8 protein-coding genes are annotated in these 12,481 nt (G+C 35.1%); 5 read left to right on the forward strand and 3 right to left on the reverse strand.

The genetic code is table 11. From position 1 onward, the window contains the following. Window positions 1–215: 215 nt before the first annotated feature. On the reverse strand, window positions 216–1,211 hold the full coding sequence (gene gapA, locus JMI89_RS07140; RefSeq protein ID WP_187754950.1) for a glyceraldehyde-3-phosphate dehydrogenase: 996 nt from the start codon (window positions 1,209–1,211) through the stop codon (window positions 216–218). A 376-nt stretch (window positions 1,212–1,587) separates the two neighbouring features. Here gapA and rep point away from each other — a divergent pair, with 376 nt between their 5' ends. Continuing rightward, the gene (gene rep, locus JMI89_RS07145; protein WP_187754951.1) at window positions 1,588–3,615 is read left to right on the forward strand and encodes a DNA helicase Rep; all 2,028 of its coding nucleotides are present in this window, start codon (window positions 1,588–1,590) and stop codon (window positions 3,613–3,615) included. A gap of 144 nt (window positions 3,616–3,759) precedes the next feature. Here the strand turns inward: rep and JMI89_RS07150 are convergent, their stop codons facing one another. Together JMI89_RS07150 and JMI89_RS07155 are read right to left on the reverse strand one after the other, a co-directional pair. Next, on the reverse strand, window positions 3,760–6,969 hold the full coding sequence (locus JMI89_RS07150) for an efflux RND transporter permease subunit (protein ID WP_187754952.1): 3,210 nt from the start codon (window positions 6,967–6,969) through the stop codon (window positions 3,760–3,762). Window positions 6,970–6,989: 20 nt separating this feature from the next. Beyond that, window positions 6,990–8,240, reverse strand: a complete 1,251-nt coding sequence (locus JMI89_RS07155; RefSeq protein ID WP_220679668.1) for an efflux RND transporter periplasmic adaptor subunit — start codon at window positions 8,238–8,240, stop codon at window positions 6,990–6,992. Window positions 8,241–8,659: 419 nt separating this feature from the next. Here JMI89_RS07155 and zipA point away from each other — a divergent pair, with 419 nt between their 5' ends. From zipA to JMI89_RS07175, 4 genes are all read left to right on the forward strand, one after another. Further along, the gene (gene zipA, locus JMI89_RS07160) at window positions 8,660–9,628 is read left to right on the forward strand and encodes a cell division protein ZipA (RefSeq protein ID WP_220679669.1); all 969 of its coding nucleotides are present in this window, start codon (window positions 8,660–8,662) and stop codon (window positions 9,626–9,628) included. Between the two features lie 76 nt (window positions 9,629–9,704). After that, the gene (gene ligA / locus JMI89_RS07165) at window positions 9,705–11,744 is read left to right on the forward strand and encodes an NAD-dependent DNA ligase LigA (protein ID WP_220679670.1); all 2,040 of its coding nucleotides are present in this window, start codon (window positions 9,705–9,707) and stop codon (window positions 11,742–11,744) included. A 13-nt stretch (window positions 11,745–11,757) separates the two neighbouring features. After that, window positions 11,758–12,279 (forward strand): S-ribosylhomocysteine lyase, encoded by a 522-nt coding sequence (luxS, locus tag JMI89_RS07170; RefSeq protein ID WP_220679671.1) that lies wholly within the window; start codon window positions 11,758–11,760, stop codon window positions 12,277–12,279. An 11-nt stretch (window positions 12,280–12,290) separates the two neighbouring features. After that, window positions 12,291–12,479 carry a 2-hydroxymuconate tautomerase gene (locus tag JMI89_RS07175; RefSeq protein WP_187754957.1) on the forward strand — a complete coding sequence of 63 codons (189 nt, stop codon included), beginning with the start codon at window positions 12,291–12,293 and terminating at the stop codon, window positions 12,477–12,479. The last annotated feature ends 2 nt before the right edge of the window (window positions 12,480–12,481 follow it).

A 12,481-nucleotide genomic window follows, 5' to 3' on the forward strand; every position in this document is an offset into this window, starting at 1 on the left:
ATCATTTTTTTCAATGGCTTTCCATCTGTTTGTATCGTTTGGATTAGTAAAATGATATTAATAAATTAATTTTATGGAGTGTTGTATCTAATTATTGGTAATTAATAAAAAATTAAAATGTTAGATATTGAATAGTAAGAAAATTTGCCTAAATAAAACAATAAAAAAAGCTAAAACTTTAGTGTTTTAGCTTTTTTAGATAGTTTGAATGACTATTATTTAGCAACAACTGCTATTAAGTCTAATACTTTGTTTGAATAGCCAACTTCATTGTCGTACCATGCAACTAATTTAACAAATGTATCACTGATTTGGATACCTGCTTTCGCATCAAATACAGAAGTGCAAACTTCACCCAAGAAATCAGTAGAAACTACAGCATCTTCAGTGTAACCAAGAACGCCTTTCATTGGACCTTCTGCAGCAGCTTTAATTACTTTACAGATGTCTTCGTATTTAGCAGGTTTAGCTAAACGGGCAGTTAAATCAACAACAGAAACATCTGGAGTTGGAACACGGAAAGCCATACCAGTTAATTTACCATTTAGTTCAGGGATAACTTTACCCACAGCTTTAGCGGCACCAGTTGAAGATGGGATGATGTTTTGAGCAGCACCACGACCACCACGCCAATCTTTGTGAGAAGGACCATCAACAGTTTTTTGAGTTGCTGTAGTTGCGTGAACAGTTGTCATTAGACCTTCAACGATACCAAAGTTGTCATTGATAACTTTAGCTAAAGGTGCTAAACAGTTAGTTGTACATGAAGCATTAGAAACGATATCTTGACCTGCATAATCTTTATCGTTAACACCCATTACGAACATAGGTGTGCTATCTTTAGAAGGGCCAGTTAAAACAACTTTTTTAGCACCAGCTTGGATATGTTTACGAGCAGTGGCATCATCTAAGAATAAACCAGTCGCTTCAGCAACAACATCAACACCTACTTCGTTCCATTTTAAATTTGCAGGATCTCTTTCAGCAGTAACACGAATTGCTTTACCGTTAACGACTAATTTGCCATCTTTAACTTCAACTGTACCATCAAAACGACCGTGAGTTGAATCATATTTTAGCATATAAGCCATGTAATCAACGTCTAATAAATCATTAATAGCAACGATTTCGATGTCAGAACGTTGTTGTGCTGCACGGAAAACAATACGGCCGATACGACCAAAACCATTAATACCTACTTTGATTGTCATAACAATTACCTTTTTGTTAAATGTGAATAATATGGATTGGCAATAAACTATCAAATTTAAGTGTGTTATTCAAGCTGAATATAGTAAATAAGCAGGAATTGTTACAATAAGATATTTATAGATTTAACAAGGTTTAGTCGGAAAAATATAACTTATTAATTTTGCTATATAATAGATTTTTAATAGCCAATATTCGTTTTATATATTGTTATTGATCAACTAATTAGCCATTTATTTTTCATCTAATCAATGGGTGCTATTTTATTTAAAAAGTTTTGCCATTTTTGAATAAAAAATAACGCATAATTATACTAATATTAGGTTTTTAAAGAGTGATTGAGTATACTAGTCACATTTTTTATAGATGGTTACCGTTGTGCGTTTAAATTTAAGTCAACAGCAAGCCGTTGAGTTTGTATCTGGTCCATGTTTGGTTCTAGCTGGTGCAGGATCGGGTAAAACGCGGGTTATTATTAATAAAATTGCTTATTTGATCAAAGTTAAAGAATACCAACCAAAACATATTTTTGCGGTTACATTTACTAATAAAGCTGCTAGAGAAATGAAAGAACGAATTACTCACTCACTTGGTCGCCAAGAAACGAGAGGGTTAAAAATTTCAACTTTCCATACATTGGGGCTAGATATAATTCGCAAAGAGTATAAACAGGTCGGTATTAAAAGTAATTTTTCTTTATTCGATGATCATGATCAGTTTGCATTACTTAAAGAGTTGACCGAACAGTGGTTTGATGGTGATAAAGAACTCATCAACCAATTGCGTAGTTGCATTTCAAATTGGAAAAATGATCTTGTTGATAGCACGTTAGCCATGGCTAAAGCGCAAGGTAAAAAAGAACAATTATTTGCACATTGTTACAAATTGTATGAACAGCAACAAAAGTCATGTGGTATTTTGGACTTTGATGATTTGATCTTATTACCGACATTATTATTAAAAAATAATGAAACTGTCCGCGAAAAATGGCAAAACCGAGTACGTTATCTGCTCGTTGATGAATATCAAGATACCAATACGAGTCAATATGAATTAATTAAATTATTAGTTGGTCATCGTGCGAAGTTTACCGTCGTAGGTGACGATGATCAATCGATTTATTCTTGGCGTGGTGCCCGACCGCAAAATTTAGTATTACTCAACCAGGATTTCCCGAATCTTAATGTTATCAAATTGGAACAAAATTACCGCTCGTCGGGGAGAATCCTTAAAGCAGCTAATATTTTAATTGAAAATAATCCCCATTTATTTAGTAAAACTCTCCATTCTGAATTAGGTTATGGTGAATATATTAATGTATTATCAGCAAATAATGAGGAAGATGAAGCTGAAAAAGTCGTGAATCACCTTATAGGTCATCGTTTTGCTAATAATGCTCGTTATGGTGATTATGCAATTTTATATCGTGGTAATCATCAGTCGCGTTTAATTGAAAAAATGCTTATGCAAGGCCGTATTCCTTATAAAATTTCAGGGGGAACCTCGTTTTTTTCGCGAATTGAAATTAAAGATATCATGGCTTATTTGCGACTATTAGTAAATTTAGATGATGATAATGCGTTTATTCGGGTTATTAATACACCTAAACGAGAAATTGGCCCTGCCACCTTACAAAAATTAGGTGAATTAGCAGGAACACGTTCATTGAGTTTATTCAAAACAGCTTTTGATGGTGAGTTAACCGAAATATTATCTGCTAAACGATTAACATCGTTGCAAGGATTTGTTGAATGGTTTAATCAATTATCACAACAAGCACAACATGATCCAATGTCTGCAGTTTACGAATTATTGCAAGGAATTGATTATGAAAGTTGGATGTATGAAACATCGTCTTCACCAACCGCTGCTCAGATGCGTATGAAAAATGTTGAACAACTTATCACTTGGCTGGATGATATGCTAAAAGGTAATGATATTGATGAACCATATACTTTGGAAGATGCCGTAGCGCGCTTTACTTTGCGTGACATGCTCGAACGCAATGAAAATGAAGATGAACAAGATGAAGTGCAATTAATGACGTTACATGCTTCGAAAGGTTTAGAATTTCCTTATGTTTATTTAATTGGCATGGCAGAAGGACTATTACCGCACCAAACCAGTATTGATGAAGAAAACATTGAAGAAGAAAGACGATTGGCCTATGTTGGTATTACGCGAGCACAGCGAGTTCTGACGCTTTCATACAGCAGAGAACGTAAGCAATTTGGTGAGAGTAGTCAATTAGAGCCAAGTCGTTTTCTTTTTGAATTGCCACAAGATGATCTTAATTGGAGTAATGGTCGACAACAACCGACAGCGGAACAGCGCTTTGAGCACGGTAAGAGTCGACTTGCCCTAATCAAAGCTCAATTGGCTAAAGCCAGAAACAAAAGTGATTAATAAAATTAATAGATTAATTGTGAATAAGATAATTAAATAACTTTCGGCAAAATTTATAATAAGCAATGTTAAGGTTTTTAAGTTTTGGTTTTGTCAAAAATTAAAAAAATGCGCCAATTGGCGCATTTTTAATTTATCTAAACGTTATTTTGTTGGTATAGAAATATCTTTATCTTGATTATTCTTTTTACGATCAAATTTATCGACAAATTTAGTTAAATATAAAAAGAATAATGGTATATAGAATATAGCGATAAATGTAGCGGTAATCATACCACCGATAACACCAGTACCAACTGAATTTTGACTGGCTGACCCTGCGCCACTATTAATCGCAAGTGGTAAAACACCCAGAATAAAGGCAAAAGAGGTCATTAAAATCGGTCGTAATCGTAAACGGCAAGCTTCCAATGTAGCATCAAAAATGCTTTTACCTTCTTTTTCAATAGCATCTTTAGCAAACTCTACAATTAGAATCGCATTTTTAGCAGTTAATCCTAAGGTTGTTAATAATCCAACAAAGAAATAGATATCATTTTCAAGTTTGAATAATGAGGTTGCTAAAACCGTACCAAATACGCCAACAGGTATTGTTAAAAGTACCGAAATTGGAATAGTCCAGCTTTCATAAAGAGCTGCTAATGAAAGAAATACAACGATAAGAGAGATAAACATCAGCATCATTTTTTGAGAACCGGTTTCCCGTTCTTGATAAGATAATCCTGTCCAATCATAAGTAAACCCTCGAGGTAACTGTTGAGAAATATTTTCCATGATTGCCATTGCTGAGCCCGAACTTTCTCCAGGAATTGCCACACCACTGATTTCCATGGCTGAAACACCATTGTAACGAACCAATGAAGGTGATCCGAAGGTTTTAGATGTTTTAGCAAAAGCATCATAAGGAACCATATCGCCATTATTATTTTTAACATGCCAAATACTAAAATCATCAGGTAACATACGATATTTGGCATCTGATTGGACATAGACTTTTTTTACACGATTGTTATAAACAAAATCATCAATATACGCTGATCCTAAGGCGGTTGATAACACACTATTAACGTTGCTAACTGACACACCTAATGCTTGTGCTGTTTCAAAATCGACATCAATTTTATATTGCGGAACATCGAGCATCCCACCTGGTCTGACTTGGGTTAGTAGTGGATTACGCATTGCGGCAGATAAGGTTTGATAAAATGCTCCCATCAACGCATTATGACCTTGACCTGCACTGTCCATTAAAACGTAAGAGAAACCATTAGACATACCTAAAGAAGGAACAGCTGGCACATTGAGTGCAAAACTGCGCGCCTCAGTAATGGTTCTTAAGAAGCCATTTGTACGCTGAAGAATTGCACCAATTTTTTGATCACTACTTTTTCTTAAATCCCAATCTTTAAGTTTAATAAATCCTAAACCGACATTTTGTCCACGCCCGGCTAGACTAAAGCCAGCAACAGTGAATGTTTCTTTTACGGAGTCGGCTTCTTTGGTTCTAAAGTAATTGGTTGCTTTACCAAGTACAGCTTCAGTCTGATCAAGGGTTGAACCTGGTGGCAACTCAACCATCATAATAATTACCCCCTGATCTTCATCAGGTAAGAAAGAAGTAGGCAGTTTCAAGTAACCAACGATGAAAACTAAAAGAATGATAATATAACCTAAAAGACTAATTATTGGTTTATTTAATGTTTTAATAACGCCTTTTTCATAGACGTGCTGGCTTTTGGTAAAAGCAAAATTAAAATAATAAAAAATCTTATTTGTCGCTAATGATATCCAATTAAATGGCGGAATATTTAAGATTTTTTGGAAAATCGATTTTTTTTCTGTTCCGTGTTTTGATGGAGCTTTAAGGATTTGTACACATAATGCTGGTGTTAAAATAATAGCCATTATTACGGATAAAGCCATGGAGGTAACAATCGTTATTGAGAATTGACGATAAATTCCACCGGCCGCACCGCCAAAAAAAGCCATGGGAATAAATACTGCAGAAAGTACCACGGCAATACCGATCAGTGCGGAAGTGATTTGCTCCATCGATTTTACAGTAGCATCATAAGGTGATAACCCCTCATCATGCATAATACGTTCCACGTTTTCAATAACTACGATTGCATCATCCACTAATAAACCAATGGCAAGAATCATCGCAAACATGGATAAGGTATTGATAGTAAAGCCTGTGATATATAAAACCGCAAATGTACCTAATAAAACGACCGGAACAGTAATCGTTGGAATAATGGTTGAACGGAGATTTTGTAAGAATAAAAACATCACCAAAACAACTAATACGATCGCATCAATTAATGTTTCAATCACATTATCAATTGATAATTTTACAAATGGCGTAGTGTCATAAGGAAAATCATACTTAATGTCATCTGGAAAAATCTTAGCTAACTCGGCTAACTTGGCATCTACAGCATCGGAAGTATCCAGTTGGTTAGCACCGGTTGCCAAATAAATGGCTAAACCACTTGATATCTGTCCATTATAACGTGATATAAAGTTATAATCTGCAGCACCTAACTCCACTTTAGCTATATCTTTTAATAGTAAATTAGAACCATCGGTATTGACTCGAACTAAAATATTTTGGAACTGTTTTGGCGTTTTGAGTCGAGATTGAGCAGTAATAGTGGCATTTAATTCTTGACCTTCTTTAATCGGATAAGCACCTAACTGACCTGCTGTAACTTGTGCATTTTGTGCTTGAATAGCCGCAATCACTTCTTGAGTAGATAATTTAAAATAGTTCATTTTATTTGGATCGAGCCAAATACGCATCGCATATTCTGAACCAAATAAAGTGGTATCACCAACGCCTTGTACTCGGCGTAGTGGATCTTGAACTGTGGAGTAGATAAAGTCAGCAATATCAGCTTGTTTTTTTTCAGGATTGGTTGAATAAAAACCAATGACTTTTAAGAAGTTAGTGTTATTTTTTGCTACCGATACACCATTTTTCTGGACACTATCAGGTAGACGTGATTTAACACTTTCCACTTTATTTAACACTTGAACCTGAGCGAAATCGGGATCTGTGCCTGGTGCAAAAGTTAAAGTAGTTTGAACGATTCCTTGAGCACTACTGGTTGATTTCATATAAAGTAAGTTGTCAATACCAGTAAGATTTTGCTCAATTAATTGGGTGACTGTATTTTCGATAGTCTGAGCATCTGCACCTGGATAACTTGCTGTTACTGTTACTGCAGGGGGAGCAATATCAGGATATTGTTCAATTGCAAGTAATTTGATGCAAAGAGCTCCTCCCAACATCATCATAATTGCAATTACCCAAGCAAAAACTGGGCGATCAATAAAAAACTTAGCCATTATTAAAAACTCCGATTTTTCTACTTGAGATTATTTTCAATGATTGTATCTAACTGTTTTTGACTGAGCATATCTGGTTCTTTTATATTCATAATATTTACGATAGTCTTATTTTTAGGGTCATTAAGATTTCTTCCTGCCAAATTCAATAATCCCGAAATTACTACTTTTTCGCCAGCATTAATACCACTAGTTACAATCCAATATCCTGGTATACCAGAATAAACTTTAACATTGTTACGTTGTTCTAAATAATACGCTTGTTGCTCATTGCCGCCGGCGGTGTTATTCATTGGAATAGCAATGATTGCAGTATAATTACCAAGTTGGTTACTAGTGATACCTTTTTGCGGAACCAGAATCGCATTTTCAATATTACCAAGGGTATAGTGAGGTTTTACAAACATACCAGGTAAGATCTTAGAATTAGGATTAGCAAATTCAGCTCGTAAAGTTACCGTTCCAGTTGTTTCATTAACTGTTTTATCTGAAAACTTTACACTTCCGTTATATTCATATTTAGAACCATCATTAAAGAATAATTCTACCTTTTCGGCAGGTTTATAAAGTGTGTCACGATCTTTCTCATTGCGTTCAAAAATGGTAGCCGCTTGAGTCATATCGACATAGATCGGATCAAGTTTCTGCACTAATGCCATAGGTGTTTGTTGCCCAGCATTGACTAATGCACCTTCAGTAACATTTGATTTACCAATGTACCCCTGAATTGGTGAGTAAACTTTGGTATAGTCAAGATTGACTTTTGCCGTGTGTAAATTTGCTTTGGCAACCAGAACTGCTGCATCGGCTTGTTGGGAGTCAGCTTGCGCTTTATCATAATCTTGTTGACTGATAGACTTGGTTTTCAATAATCCTTCATAACGTTTTAAGGTTAAATGAGCAATATTCGCATTAGCTTCGGCGCTAGCAACACTCGCTACTGCACTATCATAAGTGGCTTGATAAATTGCCGGGTCGATTTGATAGAGTGATTGTCCTTCAGTAACGTTACTACTTTCATCAAACTCACGTTTAAGAATAATGCCACTGACTTGTGGTCTAATTTCAGCAATCTGTGATGCGACAACACGCGCAGGTAATACTGTTTTGATGGTATAATTAAGCGGTTGAGTTTGAAATATTTTAACTGCTACCGGCGGTATTTTATTGTTATCAGCATTAGATTTATTTTCACCACAACTTGTCAGTAAGATGCTTCCCCCTATCATCAAGGCAAGGGTAGCTGGATGTAATGCTTTTTTTAATCTCATATTAAAATAACCTCGGTAAAAAATTAGAATGTTAGTATGTAAAAAAGTAGATCATAAATTGTAAAGGAAGTTGATTCTACAGAATTTCAGATTTGAATGTAAGCTACTATTCTCATGATAGCACAGAGAACTAAAAATTTATATATTTAAGGTAATGGGATGTTAAGAAAACTTATGATTAATCAAGATTATTATTTGCTAGGTGACCTAATTGAGATTTACTTTTTCTGAATTCAAGATTTTATGGTGAAAAATGATATATTTTGTTTTTTTTGATAAATTTATGATAATAAAATTCATATCTCTTTGTAATCTAACACAATAAATATTAAAATTAAACGGATAAAGTTTTTAAGAAGCTTGAGTATCACTAATCAAATACAGTAATATAGCAACACAAAATTAATATAGAGATAGGTATGATGGATAATTTACGAATTGTACTAATTGTTATTGCCTCGTTGGTAATCATTGCATTACTGATTCATGGATTTTGGATTAATAAAAAAGAGCGTTCACATCTTTTTGAATCTAAAAGACAATCAAGAAATAAACTAGACTCTAATGACCTATCTTGGCAAGATTCTCGTTCTTTTGAAGAAGATTTTAATGATAATTTTACCGATGATTTACATTCACGAGATATCATCGCGAAGAGAAGCGATGAAAGCGTTTCCAATTCCTCTCCAACGTTTTTTGATAACTCAGCGAAAGATTTTATAATCGAATCACAACCGTCTATACCTATCCAACGGGATTTATTTGCTGAAGAGGACCCTTTATATGCTAAAAATTCTAATCAACATCAGCCAAATAACACTTTTGATAGTCATATTGATGAGCGACCAGATGTGGAAAGTATTAAACCATCACCTATAAAAGATAATCCAATTACGTTCATGCCGGAAAAAGAGCTGTCTGAAAGTCTTGAACAAGAAAATAAACAAACAGAACAAACAGAACAAAAAGATAGCCAAAATGATGTGTTAGTGTTACATGTAACGGGTCTAAATGGTGAAAATATCCGCGGTGATTTATTATTAAGTAGTATTATTCAATCAGGTTTTCAATTTGGTGAAATGCAAATTTTTCATCGACATTTAGATCCTGCTGGAAATGGACCGGTACTTTTCAGCTTGGCTAACATGGTAAAACCTGGAACGTTAGATCCTGAAACAATGCATGAGTTTTCGACACCTGGTGTATCGATTTTTATGATGATACCATCTTATGGTAATACTTCACAAAATTTTAAATTAATGTTGCAATCTGTTCAACGGATTGCTGATGATGTCAATGGCGTTGTTTTAGATCATCAACATCACATGCTTACTCCGCAAGAAATTGATAGCTATAAAAAACGAATAAAAGCGATATGTAATGGATAAACAGCTTTATTAAAATGATATCTATTTTTTAACAACTTTAATTATAAACGATAAGACGAGCTGTGAGTAAGCACCCATGAATATTAAACAACAAGTTGAACAATTGCGTAATATAATTCGTCAACATGAATATCAATACTATGTATTAGACGATCCTAAAATTCCTGATGTTGAATATGATAAATTGATGCAACAATTACGCGATTTTGAGCTAAAATATCCTGCACTAATCACGCCAGAATCCCCTACGCAACGAGTTGGTGGGATGGCATTAAATCAGTTTACAACAATTCGACATGAAATGCCGATGTTATCCTTAGATAATATTTTTGCTGATGATGGATTAATCGCATTCGATAAGCGCGTTCGTGAACGAATTGATAGCTCGTCAGCCAATTTGCAATATTGCTGCGAATTGAAATTGGATGGTTTAGCTGTCAGCATCCTCTATGAAAATGGCAACTTTGCACGTGCTGCAACCCGTGGTGATGGAAATATGGGGGAAGATATCAGTGAAAATGTCAAAACGATAAAATCGATTCCACTTAAACTCATTGGTGAAAATATTCCTTCACGTTTAGAAGTGCGAGGCGAAGTTTTTATGACGCATCAAGCGTTTGATAAATTAAATCATGATGCAGAAAAAAACCATGAAAAAGTATTTGCTAATCCACGCAATGCAGCAGCTGGTTCGTTACGGCAGTTAGATCCAAGAATCACTGCAAAACGCTCACTTTCATTCTATTGTTATGGCGTCGGTATATTTGAAGGAGCAACATTGCCTGATACCCATTACGGTAGATTAATGCAATTTAAACAATGGGGTATTCCGGTTAGTGACTATGTCAAAATTGTTAATGGTGCGTCAGAAGTATTGGATTATTTCCATAATGTCGAAAATGAGCGTATGACATTAGGTTTCGACATTGATGGCGTGGTAATAAAAGTTAATCAAATTGACTTACAACAACAACTTGGTTTTGTAGCTCGCGCTCCACGTTGGGCTATTGCGTTTAAATTTCCAGCTCAGGAACAAGTTACACAGCTATTAAAAGTCGATTTTCAAGTTGGACGAACGGGGGCTATTACGCCTGTTGCTAGACTGGAGCCTGTAGCCGTTGCGGGTGTTGTGGTCAGTAATGCAACACTACATAATAGTGATGAAATTGATCGTTTAGGTATTCGTGAAGGGGATTTTGTAACCATTCGTCGTGCTGGGGATGTTATCCCTAAAGTGGTCGCTGTGATGTTAGATAAACGTCCTGAAAATACTCGAACTATTGAATTTCCAACGCATTGTCCAGTATGCGGATCGTTGATTGTTCGTGACGAAGGGGAAGCCATATCTCGCTGTTCTGGTGGGTTATTTTGTGCTGCGCAACGTAAAGAATCTTTAAAACACTTTGTTTCACGCAGAGCAATGGATATTACCGGTTTTGGGGATCGTATTATCGAACAACTTGTTGATAAACAATATATTAAAACGCCGGTTGATCTCTACTATTTAACATTACCACAATTGTGTTCATTGGATAAAGTTGGTGAAAAATTAGCGACTAATTTACGTAATGCTCTAGATAAATCAAAACGTACAACTTTAGGGCGATTTATTTTTGCGTTAGGTATTCCACATGTTGGTGAAGTTACCGCTGAAAGTTTGGCTAATGAATTTGGTTCATTAGAAGCTATTCGCAATTGTGATGTAGAGCAACTACAAAAGGTCAATGATATTGGTGAAGTAATAGCAAAAAGTATTGTTAATTTTCTTGAAGAAGAACATAACCGTAATATAATTGATGCCTTAATCAGCGATAAAATCGGGATTAACTGGCAACCCGTTACGGTAAAAGCACCAAATATTGTTAACAATATTTTTAAGGATAAAGTGATTGTTTTAACCGGCACTTTATCATCTATGCCACGTGATGAAGCAAAAGAAAAACTTAAGCAATTAGGTGCTAAAATCACCGGAAGTGTGTCTAAAAATACCGATATAGTTATTGCTGGCGAGTCTGCAGGTTCTAAATTGACCAAAGCAGAAGAATTATCTATTCAGATTATGGATGAACAAACGATGTTAGATCATTTTAAGCAATCTGATATCTCAAATAATTAAATGGAGAGGAATTATGCCACTACTTGATAGCTTTAAAGTCGATCATACTAAAATGAAAGCACCTTTTGTTAGAGTTGCTAAAATTATGCAAACGCCAAAAGGTGATACGATAACTGTCTTTGATTTACGCTTTACTACACCTAATAAAGCACTACTTTCCGAAAAAGGAATTCATACACTTGAACATCTGTTTGCTGGTTTTATGCGAGATCACCTCAATAGCGAACAGGTGGAAATTATCGATATTTCTCCTATGGGGTGCCGTACTGGATTTTATATGAGTCTAATCGGTCAACCATCTGAAAAAAAAGTTGCTGATAGTTGGTTAGCCGCGATGCAAGATATAATGCAAGTAAACTCACAAAAAGATATTCCTGAACTAAATGAATATCAGTGTGGTACTTATAAAATGCATTCGCTTGACGACGCAAAACAAATTGCTAATATGATTATTCAATCGGGAATATCCATTTGTCAAAATAGTGATATTATGTTGACTGATGCCCAGATTGAACAGATAAATCGTTTGAACTAAAAGGAAAGAATATGCCAAATGTTGTGATAGATTTTTTGGAAGGTAGAACCATCGAACAAAAACGAGAGATGGCGAAACGAGTTACTCAGGCAATCGTTGAAACATTGAATTGTAAACCAGAAGCAGTACAAATTATCATTCATGAAATTTCGAAAGATCAGCTCGCTAATGGTGGTGTATTACGGTGTGATAGAGACTAATT

The sequence above is a fragment of the Frischella sp. Ac48 genome (assembly GCF_019641635.1).
Taxonomy (GTDB): domain Bacteria; phylum Pseudomonadota; class Gammaproteobacteria; order Enterobacterales; family Orbaceae; genus Frischella; species Frischella japonica.